The sequence below is a fragment of the Pseudomonas sp. genome, assembly GCF_049590575.1.
In the GTDB taxonomy this organism is placed as follows: Bacteria; Pseudomonadota; Gammaproteobacteria; order Pseudomonadales; family Pseudomonadaceae; genus Aquipseudomonas.
In genome coordinates, this window is record NZ_JBAWDE010000288.1 from 1 (window position 1) to 20,410 (window position 20,410).

Consider the following 20,410-nt stretch of genomic DNA (forward strand, 5'->3'; position numbering starts at 1 on the left):
TGGCGGGGCAGATGGGCGAGGCCCCGGCGTGCCTGGCGGTGACGCCATTTCAAAACGGAGTAGGGCAGGGCCGTGGCCATCAGCGTTTTCTGTCGGCACCGAACTTGCTGCAGCAGCTGGCCGCCAAACTGGTCGATGTTAGCGATATCGGCCGACCGGCTGGCCCCCAGTACGCCTTGTCGCTGATGTTCCTGAGTACGCGCCTGGATCAGTTCGCCGACACTCTGGCGCGCTTCAATGCGTTGCTGCCGATTCCTGACCTGGTGCGTGCCGAACGTCGAGCGCGTAACCTTTCGCGGCTGGAGGCTGACAAGTGGGAAATCCCCAGCGCAGGGCCCTTGCCGCGTTGGTCTGCGCTGCCCCTGGAGCGCTGCACAGTGGTCAAAGCGGCCAAGCAGTCCATGGCCGGGCAGATCGCCGTCCTAGAGAGCTACGCGGCCGACAGCTCACCCATGGGCGACCTGGCCGCATTGGCCGGTCGTAAAGCAGCCCAGCAGCAGGACCGCGACAAACAGCTGAATGATCTGAAAGACCTGCTGGCCGACGGCAACGCCGACCACAGCATGCGCGCGCGGATCTTGGGGCCAGGCGACAATAACGAATTACGCCGTGCGTTGCTGCAGGGCGATGCACCTGGTCACGAATGGGTGTTGTGCGCCGGCGTGCTGCTGGTGGGCTCGCGGGATGGCTTGAGCTTTGTTCGGGAGCTGGTCGGCCTATGACGCTTCTACTTGATGGCCAGCAGGTCCTGGGCAAGCGCCTGAAAATCACAGCCAATCTGCGTATCGAAAGCGACGACCTGTCGGGGCAGACCAGCAATAGCCAGACCGCGCACAAGGGGTTCAAGCCTAAAACCCTGACGGTGAGCCTTGCTATTCCGTTCGTTGACGCGCCGCAACTGCGCAGCCTCATGCGCCTGGCGGAAGCCACGGCCGGCGGTGGTCAGCTCCACATGTACCGCATCGTTAACGACACCGCCGCCGCGTTCGGTATCCGCGAAGTGCAGTTCTCCGACGGCGTGAGCGCCCGGGAAGACGACACCCTTAATCAATGGCTGGTGCAGTTCACCCTGTCAGAGAAACTGTCCAACCCTGAGCGGGTGGAGAGTCGCCGCGCCGGCAACAGCGTCACGTCGCAATCCGGTCCGGGGTCGGCCGTCGGCGCCGGCGCCGGCGGTGGTGACGGATCCGGCAGCCCGGACGAACTGAGCGGCTTCGAACGCACCTTGAAAAAGGTGGATAACTGGCTGGCTCCGACACCATGAAACTGCACCAGGTACTCACCATCAGCGGCACGCCGTATCCGATGATCAAGGGCGAAGTGCGGCTGGATATCAAAAGTCCCGGCCGGGCGACCTTCACCATCCAGGCAGGCGCACCCGTCAAAGGCCTGGTGACGCTCGACGTCGGCTACAACGACGGCGCGCTGCAGCGTCACTTCATTGGCTTTGTCGAGCGCTCCACGGCGATCAACAGCGTGCAGCAGATCCTGGTCTGCCGTGAACTGGCGGCGATCCTATCCCAGCCCCTGCCGCTGAACCTGCGCCACGTCGATCTGCAAGACGTGCTGGCCGAGGTCAGCGACAAGACCGGCTTGCGTTTCCGGGTGCCGGACAAGGCATACGTCAGGGTCAAGGCACCGTACTTCTACAGCCTGGCTGCCGGTTATCTGGCCATGGACAGCCTGGCCAGCGTGTTCAGCATTCCCGACTTTATATGGCAGCAGCAGGGCGACGGGGAGGTGTTTGTGGGCAGTTGGGCCGACAGCTTCTTTGGCATCCGCGCCCCGCTGCAGCTGCCCGTCGAACTGTTCGACGGCTACCAGGGCAACCAGAGTGCAATGATCGCGGCCCTTCCAGGGCTGCGCCCAGGTGCAACCATCAACCAGGGCGAAAGGATCACCAGTGTGACCCTCGCCAGCAACCAAATGGCGATCAAATGGACGACGCAATCCGTCGCAGCGTAGAGCGACAATTTCCCGAACTCACTGGCGGCTATCACCTGCCACGCTTTGGCCGGGTGGTGGCCGTGCCTGATGCGCCGGCGGCGCCGGGGCTGTGTGACGACTTCCGGCCGCGCTTTGCCGTCGACGTGGAAGTGCTGCTGCCCGATGGCGAGCCAGATTCCGCGCTGCCGATCCTGACTGGCCTGCCGTTGCCGGCGCCGATGGGCGGGCAAGAGGCAGGCATGTTTGGCTTCCCGGAGGAGGGCACGACCGTGGTGGTCAGCTTTGCTTACGGCCTGCCGCACAAGCCCTTTATCACGCAGATCCTGCCGCACGGCCTGAGCCTGCCCCGGGTGCCGAAGGGTGACCAGGTGTGGCAGCACAGTGAGGCCTGCCAGCAGCGCGTCGATACCGACGGCAACTGGCTGCGCCAAACCGACGGCAAGATCCAGGACAAGGCGATTGAGCGGGAAGTGGAGGCGATGCAGAACACTGAGAGCTTCCAGAGCCACATCAGGACGGTGGACGATCATTCAACTGAGTCGGTGGGTGGAATCAAGAAGATAGAGGCATTGGGGGCACTCAAGATGCTCTCGGGCGGATCTGCGAGCCTGGCGGCGTTGGATGATCTGCACCAGGCGACCGGGCGGGATTTGAACCTGGTAGTGGGGCAGAAGCATAACGCGATGGTGGGGGGAGATATGAATGAAAAAATACAGGGGGTGCGAGAAAGTGTCGCTGGCATCAGTCAAAGTATGGTGTCGCCTAAGAGCTGGATTGGGTCAGCCGAGCGAAACTCCTTGCGGATCATCTGCGATTTGATTGATCTCATATCAGAGATGAACACTCTCTTGTCTGTGCACACGCACGTTCCTGGTCCAAATCCAAGTCCGTCGGATAGTAACGGTTTTCAGCAGATGTCTGTTGACGCGACTTTACTTTCTAAGGAGTTAAAGCATATAACTCTGTGAGGTGGGGCAACGGATGCGTCCCTCAATATGAGTGCGGATGTAGGTATGCAGTTTAATAAGGCTGAAATTGAGAAGTTGGTAAACCGGTCTCTTGTAATTGAGTGCTTTGAAATCACACTGATTCAAAATGTGACAAGCGATCCATTAGGGTTTAGTGGTCCAGGCAGTATCACTGTTCAATCAAATGGGCGGCTATCACTTAAGATGTATGACGCCTCAAAAAAAAGCGGAATGAGTGGGATGCTACGAGTTGCGCTTTGTAACGAGGTTGGAGTTGTTGGTGAGTCCGAATACTACTCGCTAAGAGCTACAGACTCATCTGGCAATTTGTGGCTGGCTCCGCGAGTATATATTAATGATGGGTTACGACTTACTACTCATGGGACTATTGTAGAGTTTGACGTTTCTGATATTCGAACGGAGCGTATTCATTCGCGCCAAGACTTAGATGGTACTAGTATTGCTAACGTCGTCGTCGTTGGTAATTTTCGTCTTCCTTTCAATAAATGGCAGGATCAAGCCGACGGTTCATCATCAGTGTCTGCACTTGATTTCGAGATCGAAGGTATAAGTCTAAAATTTGCCCAGAAATCAAGGCATTTGGAGATTGAAGTTGAAAGTGCTTCTAGAGGTGTCGATCATCAATTGCTGATGACGATCTCCGAGGCGATTAGTATTGCAGTGGGTAGGGACGTATGGCCAGCTTATTATCGTGTATATAAGGAAGGGGTTATAACCTCATTCATTAGCGGAAAATCTGATATCAAAGGGCTTGGGATGATCAAGCCATTTGTAGATGTTTTTCCCTATAAAACGGCAAAATTAATATCCTTTGTGGATAAGTATGTGAATAATCGTCAGGAGGAGCATGGCCATATTGTAAGCTATTGGCGGCGACTATATCAAATTTCAAGCCAGCTAGGGGATGTCGCAGCTCTAGTGTTGACAGTGAATATAGAAGGTCTTATACATAACTACTTTAGCTCGGGTCGAGTCCCTTCCGATACTGTCATGGCAGAGATTGCTCTAAGTAAAAAAATTATCAAGCCGTTAAAGCTGCCGGCTAGTACTAAGTCTCGTATAAAAAACGTATTGGGCGGAATGAAGCGGCTAAGCGCGCCGAATATACTTAGAGAACTTGAAAAAGAGGGCGCGATCGAGGCAGCTCATGTAAAAAGCTGGAATAATTTGCGTCATTCTCTTGCGCATGCGGGGAATGCAGATTCGGATACTGATACTATCGGTTTGTTTTTTGTGGATATCGAGAATTGCCTGGATCTGTTTTATCGTCTGATTGGATTAAGTGTCGGTTATGATGCATCACTCGTTGTCGCTAGCGAAGATTTAAGTCCGTCTAATTCAGTAGGGCAAAGTATGAACGGGTAACTGCATATCTTAAAGTCAGATTTTATTAGCTGCTAGCGGGGTTAAGGCTGCAGTTTTCTTGGTGTGGTCTAACTTTTTGTGGCTTTGTCAATGTCTGATTGTATTGAGTTTATTAGGTCTCCTAACTCATGGGTTAGTAACTTCATAGCATCTGCAGTTCCGCCCATGCCTAGCTTTTTAGACTCTTGGTATATGTGTTGGGAGTAGAATTGAGAAAGTTTCTTTGAGCCTTCTTCGCTTATTTCGATTTTCTCGGCGCTAGCTTTTTCTATAAGGCCTCTAACGGCAACTTGGCCGGCTTCACAAATGTCCTTGTAGTCATCATTGTTCGCTTCGATCATCCGTATCAATCCTTTAGTTCGCATATAAAGTCGAACTATTTTTTCGGAAATTTCTGGCTGAATATTAGTTAGGCAGGCTGGTGCTGAATCATAAATAGGAAATGGATTTTCGCCAATGCTAAATGTACATAGATATGGCTCGTTAGGTGCAAGTTTTACTAGGTCTTCTGAATATTCTTTCGTGTAAATATCCCATGCTGTCGTCATTTCGACTTTTAAGAGCAGTAGTGTGTTTTTTGTCAGCCTATTTTCATCCTCTTCGGTTTTTTTTGTGGCGTACTCATTAGCTCTCTTGGTTGCACTCCTTGTAGCGCTTGCCCCCATCCACGCGGCAATAAGAGCAATGACAACCTCTTTCGATATGACCTCTTTTGATGCTAGGAATACCTGGGTGATGACTTCTGTGAGTGTCATTTATTCTACCTAAGGTGCGAATTTAGTTCAGTTTGTAATTGTCGAGGCTGAATCTCCGCGACCTCTCATTGCCTTAGTTTCCAGTAGGACTCTTCTATAGACTGAGATGAATTGTGATACAAGGCCTAGGTTTGGCGAGATTGGATCATTTCCTAGGAGAATCGCGATAGTCCATAGCAGCTCTCTGAAGGTCGAGTGGAAACCGTTTTCTAATAATTGAGTGACGGTATCTCCTCCAGTCATAAATCCTCCATCTTCAGAGTACAGCAATTTATTTCTGAAATCGGATCGCCGGGTTACAAATGTCTTGAGATTGAAGTTGTGAGAATGCTTAATCCGATTTACCAGCTCTTGGAAAAGAGAATCGGAAACTTCATCGCTAGTTTTATCGTCTAGGCTTATTACTGTCGCTAAAGGGTTAAGTGGTATTATTTCTTTACCGTCCTGATCATGTAGATGAAACGTAATAGAGTTGCTGTCTATTTTAGGGACTATCGTCATCTGATAGTGTTCGAGACCTTCAAAGCTAACTCCTTCTTGGATCATAGGTCTAATAATTTCGTGCATTACCGAAAGTACCGGGTAAAACATTAGCTTGACTTGATGGTTTTTATATGAGCGCACAAGGTCGCTATGCTCAGGCATCTTACTTTCGTTTAGCTTCAACCATTCGAATATTGATACAACGAGCTCCTCCTCAGCCGCTATTAATCTAATAGCCCCCATTTCGTCGTCTACATCATTAAGCAACATGGCCTTCTCAGCATGATCCATCGCTTTCACGATCCTCCACCAAACTTTGGTAGGTGCTTTTTTTTGAATGAACTTCAAAACTTCCTTGCCAACAAGTTCAGAAAAGTATTCCGAGCTTATGGATCGTTCTATTTTTTCCATCTAGTTACTCCAGTAAATTTATCAGATAAGAAATAATATCGAATTGTCATGAACCTACACGCTCGCTGTTTGCGTGTCAGGCTATATTTTTAGATTTTTACCCCTCTCGGATGGGGCATCACCAAGATTACGCTTGAGCGCAGCGGTAGATGCCTATTTGCTCTTCCGTTTGCTCATTCATCGCAAAGCTTCTGTGCCTGAGAGAAAGTTTCGCAAAAAAGCACTTATCCCCCTCCCGCCGACGGGGTTTGCGTCCTTTTTTTGTGCAACTCCGGAAGTAGTGCAAACAAACCTGTAGCCCAAGCGGGCCGGGGGGCTATGCGGGCGGTCGGCGATTTCACAGATTGCAAAACTTTGAACAGAAATGCAGCGGTGTTGCAAAGCGCTGACTCGGACAGGCACGAACGGGGATCAGCTGGACCGCCAGTTTCATTGGGCGAAAAATTAGAAAACGCTTGGATTCGAAGGTTTTTCAAAACGCGATGCATCTATTTGGGACGGCAACTGCGTGCGTGCTGATAGAGGAAGATTGCTCTACAGCCCTTGTTTTTCGAGGCATGTGACCATTCCGAGCGACTTCAATACAGCGCACTGCATGGGGAGCTTTTCAGCGCGTTATAGGAGAACCTACAGAATTCGGAAAAAATCGTACGCTAAGCTAACTTAGCTTAAGTGCGCTCCTGTTCCGGTGCCCCATATTGCATAGCATTACCAGTAGTCAGGCTTAACGGCGGGCTTTTTGAGCGTAGGCACACGATCAGGAAACTGATGGGTGGCAAGTTCTTCAGTTGTCACGATGTGACGCATCCAATGCGAATGGTCTTTGAGGGAACCGGGTATCGTCCGCTTGATGCCTTCGCGGTGCGGCAAAATCACCCCGATCCGCAGGTTTGGAAAATCTTCTCGCAGTGCTCGCAAGGCTGGGGTCATATCAGTGTCAGCGGAGACCAATACGAGCTGCTGGATTCGGTCTTCCGGCATCAGGCCCGCCTGTTGAGCAGCGAGCCGATACATGCTGATGGCGATATGAACGTCCGTTTCCTTTTCTTCAAGTTTCCAGATGTCGACCTGATCAAGCCTGGACGCCGGGGTGTTCTTGTCAACGAAACGAGGGGCCTTTCCTGATTCCAACTGATGGCGCCCGTAAGTAACGCTGACGCCTCGCGCAATCAAGGCGCGCAGGTAACTGTCTTGAGCTTCTTTCGAAAGGATGCCACGACTGGCAAGCGAGGGCTTCACACCGGAAGTGAAAAAGCTGACGGACGCCAGGGAGTTTTCAGGATGCTCGACGCGCAGAATGTGCGCGAGCAAAGACGGAAGATCGAGCCATTTGTACTGTGTGCCTGCGAGTAGGCCATAAAACAGGTTGTAACCGTCTACAAAGCACGCTGTACGCAAGATTTTCAGTCCTTAGAAACGAAAAAACCGGCGCTAGGCCGGTTTCTTCACCCCAACAGCCAGCGAACTTAATCGCTGCGTACGGGGCTGAGTAGTGCGTTAATAATGGGCATAGTTGACGTGTATGTCAACTGTCACCATGTACCGCTGTCCTTGCCTGGTTGAAGTACACCTCAACCAGGCATGAGGCGGCTCACTAACATCTCGTCAGGCTAGGGCCGCTTTCTGCATTATCTGACGGATAAACGCCAAACTCTATGGCCTCAACCTGACAGGTCGCATGCTTAGCGTACGATTTTGTCCGTTTTCTCTATCGCCCCCTTATAGGAGTTGACCTGCCACGCGGAAAAACGCTTGGAAGATGATAGTGATTCCCAGCTGGTGGGTGGTCGTTTCAAAAAGAGTAATAAGGGTAGGAGACGATCAGAAATCAGCTGGAGGGCACGGTTTTTCTGGGGTTTCGATATCACATTGAGAAGTGATATGGAGTGATATGAAAAGTAATATTCCCGCCAAACCCCCGGTTTCATTGGGTTTGATCAGTTTGGGATATCACCTTATAAAAGAGTAATACAATTACTTCTATATCACTTAAATATCACCTTTCCCGAGCACCGCTCAAAGCCTTGTGGGCCGGGGCTTACAGCTCGATTCGGGCTGCAATATCACCTTTATCACTCTTTTTTCAGGCACAAGCACATTTTAGAAACTCAGCGCGCTCTGCCTTGAGTTACCAGGGCTGGCAGTACGAAAAGAAACTGAGCCAATGCGGTGGCGAATTCGATTGATCTCCGAGCATCCGCTTCGTCAGGTAGAGCGCCGTCATCATCAGCGTGACGTTGATCGTTCGCATCCAGTCGGACTTCGTGCGCCCAGGCTGACATCTCTGCGGTGATCAAGTGCTCTGCAGCCGCAGCCTCAATACGGGAATGGAGCGAGCCTTTTTTCATGCCCTTTTCCTTTAGCATTGAATCGACTGCAGAGGCCGCCAGCATTACAGCACCCGCTGGCGCGGAAATGCTGGCGATCGCTTGCTGCAGATACGTTCTTGCTCGATCAGGTATCGACTCATGCACTGACTGGGGGGTAGGCCAAATATCGCTGATGTCGGCGGTTATACCTCGGGGGATATCAGTATAGGTTGCGACCGCCAATACAACACCGCCGCAAGTGACGCACTGATACGCTTTCCACGCTCGACGGTTTTGATTTCTATCGTTATCAGTGTCTAGGTTGCGTTGGCTAATTAAAGATGGCGACGCGATGTTGCAGTGAGGGCAGCGCGGTAAGGGCAATGAGGATCCATGCTTCATATGCTCACTCCATCCAGACACCGCTGGAAGCTTCTAAAGTAGCCTTGTTACGTCGTTTGTTACGTCCGACGCAAAAAACAAAGGCCTGCATCGCTGCAAGCCTTTGTTTTTAAATGGTGCCGGCACCAGGAGTCGAACCCGGGACCTACTGATTACAAGTCAGTTGCTCTACCAACTGAGCTATACCGGCGTGTTAGGGCGACGATTATAGCGATTGGCAAGGTTCTGTAAACCCCTGAATTCTGACTATTTTTGCAGATGCCATGCTTTTCTTATAAGCGTCCCTTTTTCCTACAAGCACAGGTAGGATTCTCACCTTGCTGCCGGGCCCTCTGGCCGGCGCAATCACGCATTCATTCAAACCAAAGGAAGCCCCTCGTGAAACGGACTCTTTCCCTCTCGCTCCTCCTCCTCACCGCTGCCCTGAGTGGGTGCTCCACCAGTAAGCCGGCCAACGATCCGGCGCTGGTGGGTACCTGGAAAGGTTTGCGCACTCAGACGCCGCAATGCAAGTTCCTGTCGTGGACCAATAACCTCAAGGCCGATGGTCGTTTCACCATTACGTTCTTCCGCGATGCGCAGCAGACGCAGGTGATTCAGACGGAGCAGGGCTCGTGGTCGGCGGGCAATGGCAAGAATGAGTTGCGCACGGACGGGGTGCCTAAGCCGGATGTGTACACCTACAAGCTGGTTGACCCGGACACGGTGCATTACGTCAGTGTGGCGGCGGACCCTAGCAGTGATTGCCAGGCGGATTATGAATTCACCGAGCACCGCATTCGCGGCTGACCGTCGGGCGGGTTTGGCCTTGAATCCAGCGAAGGTTTGCGTATTCTGTCGCGCGATATAAACAGCCGGTTTAATCGCTAAATCATGTAGGCAAATTTTCGAGACAGTTAGGGCAATCTAAAATTTGTAGATGGGTGTGTCAGTTTTGTGCCGTTTTTGACCGGTCGGGCAACAAAATTCTCGATAAAACAGTGCAAGTTCATGTTCTTACAGTGAATGCCTTTTTCTTCGCAAAAATGTCATAAAAATGGCGTCATGCCGTTCGTCGGATAAGATCGAGCGAAAAGCATCAAAATACTGACACCATCAATGTGATATCACAGAATGCCCACGCCAACACATAACTAGAAAAATACAAGGTCAGCTCATTGCTGACCTTTTTATCGCCTTTAAAGCGTGATCAGGTGGGGAGGGGCAGTAAGTGAGTCGAGCAGATGACATTTCAAAACTATTCAACAAACTGGGTGCCAACCCGAGTGGCTATCGTGAAATCGACTTCGTCCATGAGTTCATCGAGGACGAAGTAGAGGTTCTGGAGAGCCCGGCGGTCATTGCTTCCCCGTCTGTATTGGATGAGCCTCCTTCGGCGCCGTTGTTGCGCTTGCTGGAAGAGCTGAACCACGGCGAAGCCGACCACCTGCAACCGCCTGAAATGGTCGAGGGCCCCGAAGGCGAAGTGTATTCGGATCAGTCCACGCCCAAGGTCGTGGTGGTGGTTTCGGTCAAAGGCGGCGTCGGCCGCAGCACGTTGGCCGCGGCGATTGCCAGTGGCTTGCAGCGCCAGGGTCGTCCGGCGCTGGCGCTGGACCTGGACCCACAAAACGCTCTTCGTCATCACCTGTGCCTGGGCCTTGATATGCCCGGTGTCGGCGCCTCCAGCCTGCAGAATGAAAGCTGGGAAGCCCTGCCGGAGCGCGGTTTTGCCGGTTGCCGCCTGGTGGCGTTCGGTGCCACCGACCACGAACAGCAGCAGAGCCTGAATCGCTGGCTGGGCGAGGACGCACAGTGGCTGGGCAAACGCTTGGCCAGCCTTAAATTGAATGGCCAGGACAGCGTGATCATCGACGTCCCGGCCGGCAACACGGTGTACCTCAGCCAAGCCATGTCGGTCGCCGATGCGGTGCTGGTGGTGGTGCAGCCGGATGTGCCGTCGTTCAGCACCCTGGACCAGATGGACGGCCTGCTCGCGCCGTACCTGCAACGCCAGAAACCGCCGCAACGCTTCTACGTGATCAACCAGTTGGACGCTACCCACCGCTTCAGCCTGGACATGGCCGACGTGTTCAAGACGCGCCTCGGTGGTGCCCTGCTGGGTACGGTCCACCGCGACTCGGCGTTCAGCGAAGCCCAGGCCTACGGGCGTGATCCCCTCGACCCTACCGTCAACAGTATCGGCTGCCAGGACGTCCACGCCCTGTGCCGCGCCTTGCTCGAACGCATCGACTCGGACCTTCCATGACCGACAATACGTCCTCCACGCCCTTCATCGAAGGGCGCGCTGAACAGCGCCTGAATGGCGCCATCGCGCGCTTCAATCGCTGGCCGTCGGCGCTGCGTACGGTGCTGGTGTTCGCCAGTTGCGTGCTCGGTGCCTTGCTGTTGTTGGGCATTATCAGCGCACCGCTGGACCTCTACAGCCAGTGCCTGTTTGCCGCCGTGTGCTTTATGGCGGTGCTGGTGCTGCGCAAGATCCCGGGGCGCCTGGCGATCCTGGCGCTGGTGGTGCTGTCGCTGGTGGCCTCGCTGCGCTACATGTTCTGGCGCATCACCTCGACCCTGGGTTTTGAAACCTGGGTCGACATGTTCTTCGGCTATGGCCTGGTCGCTGCCGAGTTCTATGCGCTGATCGTACTGATCTTCGGCTACGTGCAAACCGCCTGGCCGCTGCGCCGCACGCCGGTATGGCTCAAGACCGAGCCGGAAGAATGGCCGACGGTCGACGTGTTCATCCCCACCTATAACGAAGCGCTGAGCATCGTTAAGTTGACCATTTTTGCCGCCCAGGCGATGGACTGGCCCAAGGACAAGCTGCGCGTCCACGTGCTCGACGACGGCCGCCGTGACGAGTTCCGCGACTTCTGCCGCAAGGTCGGGGTGAACTACATTCGTCGCGACAATAACCTCCACGCCAAGGCCGGTAACCTCAACGAAGCGTTGAAGGTCACCGACGGCGAATACGTCGCGCTGTTCGACGCCGACCACGTGCCGACGCGCTCCTTCCTGCAAGTGAGCCTGGGCTGGTTCCTCAAGGACCCGAAGCTGGCGATGCTGCAAACGCCGCACTTCTTCTTCTCGCCGGACCCGTTCGAAAAAAACCTCGACACCTTCCGCGCCGTGCCCAACGAGGGCGAGCTGTTCTACGGCCTGGTGCAAGACGGCAACGACCTGTGGAACGCGACGTTCTTCTGCGGCTCCTGTGCAGTGATCCGCCGCAAGCCGCTGCTGGAAATCGGTGGCGTGGCGGTCGAAACCGTCACCGAAGATGCGCACACCGCGCTCAAGCTCAACCGCCTGGGCTACAACACCGCTTACCTGGCCATCCCGCAGGCTGCGGGCCTGGCCACCGAAAGCCTGTCGCGCCACATCAACCAGCGGATTCGCTGGGCACGCGGCATGGCGCAGATCTTCCGCACCGACAACCCGCTGCTCGGCAAAGGCCTGAAGTGGGGCCAGCGCATCTGCTATGCCAACGCCATGCTGCACTTCTTCTATGGTCTGCCGCGCCTGGTGTTCCTCACCGCGCCGCTGGCCTACCTGATTTTCGGCGCAGAAATTTTCCACGCCTCGGCGCTGATGATCGTCGCCTACGTGCTGCCTCACCTGGTGCACTCCAGCCTGACCAACTCACGCATCCAGGGGCGCTTTCGGCACTCGTTCTGGAACGAGGTGTACGAGACGGTACTGGCCTGGTACATCCTGCCGCCGGTGCTGGTCGCGCTGGTCAACCCCAAGGCCGGTGGCTTCAACGTCACCGACAAGGGCGGCATCATCGACAAGCAGTTCTTCGACTGGAAACTCGCGCGCCCCTACCTGGTGCTGTTGGCGGTGAACCTGGTCGGCCTGGGCTTTGGTATCCATCAGTTGGTCTGGGGCGATGCGTCCACCGCCGTGACGGTGGCGATCAACCTGACCTGGACCCTCTACAACCTGATCATCACCAGCGCCGCCGTGGCCGTGGCTTCGGAAGCGCGCCAGGTGCGTTCCGAGCCGCGTGTCAGCGCCAAGCTGCCGGTGAGCCTCATTTGCGCCGATGGCCGTGTGCTCGATGGCATCACCCAGGACTTCTCGCAAAACGGCTTCGGCTTGATGCTCAGCGACGGCCACTCGATCACCCAGGGTGAACGCGTGCAACTGGTGCTGTCGCGCAACGGCCAGGACAGCCTGTTTGAAGCACGCGTGGTGTTCAGCAAGGGCGCGCAGATCGGCGCCCAGTTCGAAGCCCTCAGCCTGCGCCAACAGAGTGAGCTGGTGCGTCTGACCTTCTCCCGCGCCGATACCTGGGCCGCGAGTTGGGGCGCCGGCCAGCCGGATACGCCGCTGGCGGCCCTGCGCGAAGTCGGCTCCATCGGCATCGGCGGCCTGTTCACCCTCGGCCGCGCCACCCTGCACGAATTGCGTCTGGCCTTGCGCCGCACCCCTACACAACCGCTCGATACGCTGATGGACAAGCCATGACCTCGACTATGTTTTCTCGCCCACATCCGCGCCGTGCACTCGCGCTGATGATCGCCTCGCTGATGGGCCTGAATTCGCTGGCGCAAGCTGCGGAACAAGCTGGGGGCCAAGCGGCGGCCACCACCGTCCCGGTACAAAGCACCGATAACGGCTACAGCCTGACGCTCAAGCAACTGGGCCGTCGCGACACCATGAACCTGCAAGGCGTGGAGTCGTCCGACAGCGTCAACTTCGACATCCGTGCCGATGAAGTGGTGAAGGGCGCGCAACTGTTGCTCAAGTACAGCTACTCGCCGGCGCTGCTGGCGGACCTGTCGCAGATCAACGTGCTGGTCAACGGTGAAGTCGCCGCCAGCCTAGCGCTGCCCAAAGAAGGCGCGGGCACCCAGCAGGAACAGCTGGTGCAGATCCCGGCGCACCTGATCACCGAGTTCAACCGCCTGAGCCTGCAGTTCATCGGCCACTACACCATGTCCTGCGAAGACCCGCTGCACAGCAGCCTGTGGGCCAAGATCAGCAACAGCAGCGAGCTGAAAGTGCAGGTCGAGCCGATCGTATTGAAAGACGATCTGGCCGTGCTGCCGCTGCCGTTTTTCGACAAGCGTGACGCGCGCCAGGTGAGCCTGCCGTTCGTGTTCGCCACCGCCCCGGACAGCGCCGCGCTGGAAGCCGCCGGCGCCTTGTCGTCGTGGATCGGCGGCCTCGCCAGCTACCGTGGCGCGACCTTCCCGACCACCCTTGGCGACCTGCCGGCCAAGGGCAACGCCATCGTCCTGGTGCAGACTGCCGAGGCGCTGGACGTGCACGGTGTGGCTGTGGCCAAGCCGACCGGCCCGACCCTGACCCTGCTCGCCAACCCGAACGACGCCAACGGCAAGCTGCTGATCGTCACCGGTCGTGACGGCGAAGAGCTCAAGCGCGCCGCCAATGCGGTGGTGCTTGGCAACCCGGTATTAGCCGGCAACAGCGTGGTCATCACCAAGCTCGACACCCTTGCGCCGCGCCGCCCGTACGATGCGCCGAACTGGCTGCCAAGCAACCGCCCGGTGCGCCTGGGCGAGTTGGTCGAGCAGCAGAAACTCAGCGTGTCGGGCTACAACCCAGGCGCGATCAGCGTCGACATGCGCCTGCCGCCAGACCTGTTCAACTGGCGTGAAGAGGGCGTGCCGCTCACGCTCAAATACCGCTACACCCCACAACAGGTGTCGACCAACTCGGCGCTGCTGATCGGCCTGAATGACCAGTTCATGAAGTCCGTGGCCTTGCCGTCGGTGACCAACCTGGGCGGCGGCCAGAGCCTGCTCGACCAGTTGAAGAAAGACGAAAGCCTGCCGCGCGAAGTGACGACCCTGCTGCCGATCAGCTCGGCGTCGCCCAAGTCCAAGCTGCAACTGCGCTTCATGTACGACTACATCAAAGAAGGCGAATGCCGCGACATCATCGTCGACAACATGCGCGGCACCGTTGACCCGGATTCGACCCTCGATGTGACCGGCTACCAGCACTACATCGCCATGCCGAACCTGGGCGTGTTCAACGACTCGGGCTTCCCGTTCACCCGCTTGGCCGACCTGTCGGAATCCGCCGTGGTCATGCCCGACAACTACGGTACCGACGAGATGACGGCCTACCTGACCGTGCTCGGCCGCTTCGGCGAAGCCACCGGTTACCCGGCCACCGCCGTCAAGGTGGTGCAGGCCAAGGACGTGCAAAGCGTTGCCGACAAAGACCTGCTGGTGCTCGCCACCGCCGCCAACCAACCGTTGCTCAAGCAGTGGCAGCAATACCTGCCGGCCACCAGCGATGGTGAGCAGCACCAGTTCCTGCTGTCTGACCTGCCGCGTTATGTGCGCAGCTGGGTCAGCCCGGACCCGGCGGCCAACCAGCATCCGGCCAACACCGGCATTACCTTCAAAGGCCTGAGCAACAGCACCTGGCTGGCGGGTTTCCAATCGCCGCTCAAGGCCGGTCGCAGCGTTGTGCTGATCGCCAGCAACCAGCCTCAGGGCCTGCTGGAAGCCACCTCGGCGCTGATCGGCGGTGACGACTACAAGGATTCGATCCAGGGCAGCCTGGCGGTGGTGCAAGGCACGCAAATCAGTTCGCTGGTGGGTGACGAGCAGTACTACGTCGGCAAGCTCAACTACTTCAAATTCATGCAGTGGCAACTCTCGCAGAACCTCGGATGGATGCTGTTGATCACCTTCCTCGGCCTGGCGGTGGTGACCAGCCTGATCTACTTGTCGCTGCGTGCACGTGCAAAACGGCGGTTGGCATGAGCCCGCTGCGCAGCATGGCCCTGGCGGCCCTCGGCGCGGTGATGTGCGCCGGCAGCGCGCAAGCGCAAACCTGTGACTGGCCGCTGTGGCAGAACTACGCCAAGCGCTTCGTGCAGGACGATGGGCGGGTACTGAACTCGTCGATGAAACCCACCGAGAGCAGCTCGGAAGGCCAGTCCTACGCGATGTTCTTTGCGCTGGTCGGCAACGACCGCGCGAGCTTCGACAAACTGTGGACCTGGACCAAGGCCAACATGTCGGGCGCCGATATCGGCCAGAACCTGCCGGGTTGGTTGTGGGGCAAAAAGCCCGACAACAGCTGGGGCGTGATCGACCCGAACTCCGCCAGCGACGCGGACTTGTGGATGGCCTACGCCTTGCTCGAAGCCGCCCGCGTGTGGAATGCACCGCAGTACCGCGCCGACGCGCAGCTGTTGTTGGCCAACGTCGAGCGCAACCTGATCGTGCGTGTGCCGGGCCTGGGCAAGATGCTCTTGCCAGGGCCGGTGGGCTATGTGCATCAAGGTGGCCTGTGGCGCTTCAACCCAAGCTACCAGGTGCTCGCGCAACTGCGCCGTTTCCACAAAGAGCGCCCGAACGCCGGCTGGAATGAAGTGGCCGAAAGCAACGCGAAGATGCTCGCCGACACCGCCAGCAACCCCCATGGCCTGGCCGCCAACTGGGTCGGTTACCGCGCCACCAGCGCCAACACCGGGCTGTTTGTCGTCGACCCGTTCTCCGATGACCTGGGCAGCTACGACGCGATCCGCACTTACATGTGGGCCGGCATGACCGCCAAGAGCGATCCGCTGGCGGCGCCGATGCTCAAGTCGCTTGGCGGTATTTCCCGCGCGACCGCCGCGTCGGTCACCGGCTTTCCACCAGAAAAAATCCACGTACTGACCGGCGAAGCCGAGAAAAACAACGGCTACACGCCGATGGGCTTTTCGGCCTCGACCCTGGCCTTCTTCCAGGCCCGTGGCGAAACCGCCCTGGCGCAGCTGCAAAAGGCCAAGGTCGACGACGCGCTCACCAAAGCCCTGGCCGACTCGGCGCCGGCGAGCGCGCAACCGATCTACTACGACTACATGCTCAGCCTGTTCGGCCAGGGCTTTGCCGATCAGAAGTACCGTTTTGAACAAGACGGTACGGTCAAACTTTCCTGGGAGGCCGCATGCGCCGTCACACGCTAGCCATTGCGATTCTCGCCGCCCTGGCCTCAAACGCCAGCCTCGCTCAAACCAGCGACCCACAGTCGCTGCTGATCGAGCAAGGTTACTACTGGCAGGCCAAAAAGAACCCGGAGCGGGCGCTTGAGACCTGGCAGAAGCTGCTGAACCTGAGCCCTGAGCAGCCGGATGCGCTGTACGGCATCGGCTTGATCCAGGTGCAACAGAAACGCCCGGCCGAAGCGCAAAAGTACCTGGCCCGCTTGCAAGCGCTGAGCCCGGTGCCGCGCCAGGCGTTGCAGTTGGAGCAGGACATCACCGTCAACATGCCCGACAACGCCAAGTTGCTCGAGCAGGCACGTGAACTGGGCGAGCCCGACGCTGAGCGTGAACAGGCCGTGGCCCTGTACCGCCAGATTTTCCAGGGCCGCCAGCCCCAGGGCCTGATCGCCCGCGAGTACTACAACACCCTGGGCTTCACCGCCAAGGGCACCAACGAAGCCATCGCCGGCCTGCAGCGCCTGTCCCGCGAGCGCCCGGATGATCCCATCGTGGCGCTGTTTCTGGCCAAGCACCTGGCACGCAACCCGGCGACCCGGCCCGACGGCATCCGTGCCCTGGCCAAGTTGGCGCCGAACAACGACGTGGGCGGCAACGCCGATGAAACCTGGCGCTTTGCGCTGATCTGGCTCGGCCCGCCGAAGCCGGACCAGGTGCCGTTGTTCCAGCAATTCCTCACGGCGCACCCGGATGACACCGAGATCCGCGCCTTGATGAACAAAGGCATTGCCCAAGGCAAAGGCGGCGGCGCCTGGCAACGTGACCCGCAGATGACCAAGGCTTTCAAGGCGCTGGACGACGGCGACCTGAAAACCGCCGAGCCGCTGCTGGCCGCACGCCTCGCGCAAAAATCCAATGACGTCGATGCCCTCGGCGGCATGGGCGTGTTGCGTCAACAGCAAGAGCGCTACAGCGAAGCGGAAAACTACCTGGTGCAGGCCACGCGCCTGCCCGGTGGCGCCGCGTGGCAGTCAGCCCTGAATGACGTGCGTTACTGGAACCTGATCAGCCAGAGCCGTGACGCCCAGCGCGCCGGCCGCAGCGCCCAGGCCCGTGACCTGGTGGCCCAGGCCGAACGCCTGAACCCAGGCCAGCCCGGCGCCGCAATCGCCCTGGCCGGTTTCCAGGCCCAGGACAACAAGTTTGAAGACGCCGAGGCCGGCTACCGCAAAGTGCTCGCCCGTCATCCTGACGACACCGACGCGTTGAGTGGTTTGATCAACGTGCTGTCCCAATCGGGCCAGCCGGATGAAGCGCTGAAGCTGATCGACTCGGTGTCGCCGGCGCAGCGTGCGAAGTTCGCGCCGAGCGTGAAAATCACCGCACTGCGCGCCACCCAGGTCGGCAAACTGGCCGAGCAACGCGGCGATGTGAAAGGCGCGCAAGCCGCCTACCGCCAAGCCCTCGATGCCGACCCGGAAAACCCCTGGACGCGCTTTGCCCTGGCCCGCATGTACTTGCGCGACGGCCAGATCCGCAATGCGCGTGCACTCATCGACGGCCTGCTCAAGACCCAGCCCAACCAGCCGGACGCGTTGTACACCAGCACCCTGCTGTCGGCTCAGTTGAGCGAGTGGAAACAAGCCGAGACCACCCTGGGGCGTATCCCCACGGCGCAACGCAGCGCCGACATGAACGAGCTGGCTATCGATATCGCGCTGCACCAGCAGACCGACATCGCCATCGAAACCGCGCGCCGTGGCCAACGCCCGGAAGCCTTGGCGCTGCTCGGTCGTTCTGAGCCGTTGACCAAGCAGAAGCCTGAGCGGGTGGCCGTGCTGGCCGCCGCGTATGTCGAAGTCGGCGCTGCGCAGTACGGCTTGGACATGATGCAGAAGGTGGTGGAGAACAACCCCAACCCGACCGTCGACCAGAAACTGCTGTACGCCAACGTGCTGCTCAAGGCCAACAAGTACAGCGAGGCGGGCGAGATCCTGCGCGAAGTGCAAGGCCAGCCGTTGACCGAGACCGGTCGCCAGCGCTACGACGATTTGATCTACCTGTACCGGGTCAAACAGGCTGACGCACTGCGCGAGAAGAACGACCTGGTGGCCGCCTACGACATGCTTTCGCCGGCCCTGGCCCAGCGTCCCAACGACGCGATGGGCGTCGGCGCGTTGGCGCGGATGTACGCCGCCAGCGGCAATGGCAAGAAGGCCATGGAGTTGTACGCGCCGTTGATCCAGCAGAACCCGAACAATGCGCGCCTGCAATTGGGCCTGGCGGACATTGCCCTCAAAGGGCAAGACCGCGACTTGGCACAAAGCGCGAGTGACAAGGCGTTGGCGCTGGAGCCTGGCAACCCTGAGATCCTCACCTCGGCCGCGCGCATTTACCAAGGGTTGGGCAAGAACAGCGAAGCCGCCGAGTTGCTGCGCAAGGCCCTGGCAATTGAAAACGCGATGAAGGCCAAGACCCAGGTCGCCCAGGCGGGCAGCCAAGGCACCTCGTACAACCCGTTCGTGGGCTTGCCGGGCCAGCGTCGCCAGGTCACCGACCTGACCGTCGCCGGCGCCGTACCGCCACCGATCGATGCGCCGACCAAATCCGTGAGCTCCAGCGCGTTTGCCAGTGCCACCTCCAACGACCTGAGCGAGCCGTTTGTACCGCCGTCGAACATTGCCTCCATCGACAGCCCGGAGCTGAGCCCGGCACGTCGCGCGCTGGATACCATCCTGCGCGACCGCACCGGTTACCTGGTGCAGGGCTTGAGCGTGCGCAGCAACAACGGCGAAAAAGGCCTGAGCAAAATCACCGATGTAGAAGCGCCGTTCGAAGCGCGGATGCCGGTGGGTGATAACACCGTGGCGTTGCGTGTGACGCCGGTGCATTTGAGTGCGGGGAGCGTCAGCGATGATGCCTCGTCGCGCTTCGGTGGCGGCAAGCTGACCTCGCCACGCACCCAGACCGATACCGGTGTGGGTCTGGCCGTGGCATTTGAGAACCCGGATGAAGGCCTCAAGGCTGATGTCGGCGTAAGTCCGTTGGGCTTCCTCTACAACACCATCGTTGGCGGTGTAAGCGTTTCGCGTCCGTTTGAAGCGAATTCAAACTTTCGCTACGGCGCGAATGTCTCGCGGCGCCCGGTCACCGACAGCGTCACGTCCTTCGCCGGTTCTCAAGACGGCGATGGCTACAAGTGGGGCGGCGTGACCGCCAACGGCGGGCGTGGCGAGCTGAGCTACGACAACCAGAAGTTGGGCGTCTACGGCTACGGCTCCCTGCACCAGTTGATGGGCAACAACGTTGACGACAATACCCGCATGGAATTGGGCAGCGGTATCTACTGGTACCTGCGCAATAACCAGCGCGACACCCTGACCCTGGGTGTCAGTGCTTCTGCGTTGAGCTTCAAGGAGAACCAGGACTTCTACACCTACGGTAACGGCGGCTATTTCAGCCCGCAGCGTTTCTTCTCTCTGGGCATGCCGATTCGTTGGGCACAGAGCTTTGATCGCTTCAGCTACCAGGTAAAAAGTTCGGTGGGTGTGCAGTATATCGGCCAAGATAGCGCGGACTATTTCCCGGGCCACAAAGACCTGGGTGAGCAGAAGTACGAAAGCTCAAGCAAAACCGGGGTCGGCTACAGCTTCAACGCTGCCGCCGAATACCGCCTCAGCTCGCGGTTCTACCTGGGGGGTGAAATCGGTCTCGATAACGCCCAGGATTACCGCCAGTACGCGGGTAATGCTTACTTGCGCTACTTGTTCGAAGACCTGAGCGGGCCTATGCCATTGCCGGTCAGCCCGTACCGTTCCCCTTATTCCAACTGATTAA

15 protein-coding genes and 1 tRNA gene are annotated in these 20,410 nt (G+C 57.8%); 11 read left to right on the forward strand and 5 right to left on the reverse strand.

Annotated features, from left to right (window positions below; genetic code table 11):
- From WBR57_RS20220 to WBR57_RS20240, 5 genes are all read left to right on the forward strand, one after another.
- The coding region (locus tag WBR57_RS20220) for a hypothetical protein (protein ID WP_424085970.1) at positions 1–722 on the forward strand (722 nt) is incomplete at its 5' end.
- Positions 719–1,264, forward strand: a complete 546-nt coding sequence (locus WBR57_RS20225) for a DNA-binding protein (RefSeq protein ID WP_424085972.1) — start codon at positions 719–721, stop codon at positions 1,262–1,264. The genes WBR57_RS20220 and WBR57_RS20225, both read left to right, overlap by 4 nt.
- The gene (locus WBR57_RS20230) at positions 1,261–1,965 is read left to right on the forward strand and encodes a hypothetical protein (protein ID WP_424085974.1); all 705 of its coding nucleotides are present in this window, start codon (positions 1,261–1,263) and stop codon (positions 1,963–1,965) included. Before WBR57_RS20225 ends, WBR57_RS20230 begins: the two co-directional genes overlap by 4 nt.
- Positions 1,938–2,915 (forward strand): hypothetical protein, encoded by a 978-nt coding sequence (locus tag WBR57_RS20235; RefSeq protein ID WP_424085976.1) that lies wholly within the window; start codon positions 1,938–1,940, stop codon positions 2,913–2,915. The genes WBR57_RS20230 and WBR57_RS20235 overlap by 28 nt, the downstream gene beginning before the upstream one ends.
- A 27-nt stretch (positions 2,916–2,942) precedes the next feature.
- Positions 2,943–4,301 (forward strand): hypothetical protein, encoded by a 1,359-nt coding sequence (locus tag WBR57_RS20240; protein ID WP_424085978.1) that lies wholly within the window; start codon positions 2,943–2,945, stop codon positions 4,299–4,301.
- 68 nt (positions 4,302–4,369) lie between these two features.
- Here WBR57_RS20240 and WBR57_RS20245 read toward each other — a convergent pair whose 3' ends face one another.
- The 5 genes from WBR57_RS20245 to WBR57_RS20265 all read right to left on the reverse strand — a co-directional run bounded on the left by WBR57_RS20245 (position 4,370) and on the right by WBR57_RS20265 (position 8,851).
- Positions 4,370–5,056, reverse strand: a complete 687-nt coding sequence (locus WBR57_RS20245; RefSeq protein WP_424085980.1) for a hypothetical protein — start codon at positions 5,054–5,056, stop codon at positions 4,370–4,372.
- A gap of 27 nt (positions 5,057–5,083) precedes the next feature.
- Positions 5,084–5,950 carry a hypothetical protein gene (locus WBR57_RS20250; protein ID WP_424085982.1) on the reverse strand — a complete coding sequence of 289 codons (867 nt, stop codon included), beginning with the start codon at positions 5,948–5,950 and terminating at the stop codon, positions 5,084–5,086.
- Between the two features lie 708 nt (positions 5,951–6,658).
- Complete coding sequence (locus tag WBR57_RS20255; protein WP_424085984.1) at positions 6,659–7,348, reverse strand: NYN domain-containing protein; 690 nt, start codon at positions 7,346–7,348, stop codon at positions 6,659–6,661.
- Between the two features lie 710 nt (positions 7,349–8,058).
- Positions 8,059–8,661, reverse strand: a complete 603-nt coding sequence (locus WBR57_RS20260; RefSeq protein ID WP_323145960.1) for a DUF4145 domain-containing protein — start codon at positions 8,659–8,661, stop codon at positions 8,059–8,061.
- A gap of 114 nt (positions 8,662–8,775) precedes the next feature.
- A tRNA-Thr gene (locus tag WBR57_RS20265) sits at positions 8,776–8,851 on the reverse strand.
- Positions 8,852–9,039: 188 nt separating this feature from the next.
- Here WBR57_RS20265 and WBR57_RS20270 point away from each other — a divergent pair.
- The 6 genes from WBR57_RS20270 to WBR57_RS20295 all read left to right on the forward strand — a co-directional run bounded on the left by WBR57_RS20270 (position 9,040) and on the right by WBR57_RS20295 (position 20,406).
- Positions 9,040–9,450 carry a hypothetical protein gene (locus tag WBR57_RS20270; protein ID WP_424085986.1) on the forward strand — a complete coding sequence of 137 codons (411 nt, stop codon included), beginning with the start codon at positions 9,040–9,042 and terminating at the stop codon, positions 9,448–9,450.
- Between the two features lie 421 nt (positions 9,451–9,871).
- Positions 9,872–10,909, forward strand: a complete 1,038-nt coding sequence (bcsQ, locus tag WBR57_RS20275) for a cellulose biosynthesis protein BcsQ (RefSeq protein ID WP_424085988.1) — start codon at positions 9,872–9,874, stop codon at positions 10,907–10,909.
- Positions 10,906–13,125, forward strand: coding sequence for a UDP-forming cellulose synthase catalytic subunit (gene bcsA / locus WBR57_RS20280; protein ID WP_424085990.1), 2,220 nt, complete (start codon positions 10,906–10,908; stop codon positions 13,123–13,125). Before bcsQ ends, bcsA begins: the two co-directional genes overlap by 4 nt.
- Positions 13,122–15,404, forward strand: a complete 2,283-nt coding sequence (gene bcsB / locus WBR57_RS20285; RefSeq protein WP_424085992.1) for a cellulose biosynthesis cyclic di-GMP-binding regulatory protein BcsB — start codon at positions 13,122–13,124, stop codon at positions 15,402–15,404. Before bcsA ends, bcsB begins: the two co-directional genes overlap by 4 nt.
- Positions 15,401–16,597: a cellulose synthase complex periplasmic endoglucanase BcsZ gene (gene bcsZ / locus WBR57_RS20290; RefSeq protein WP_424085994.1), complete on the forward strand. Its 1,197-nt coding sequence runs from the start codon at positions 15,401–15,403 to the stop codon at positions 16,595–16,597. Before bcsB ends, bcsZ begins: the two co-directional genes overlap by 4 nt.
- Positions 16,579–20,406: a cellulose synthase subunit BcsC-related outer membrane protein gene (locus tag WBR57_RS20295; protein WP_424085996.1), complete on the forward strand. Its 3,828-nt coding sequence runs from the start codon at positions 16,579–16,581 to the stop codon at positions 20,404–20,406. Before bcsZ ends, WBR57_RS20295 begins: the two co-directional genes overlap by 19 nt.
- Positions 20,407–20,410: the final 4 nt, after the last annotated feature.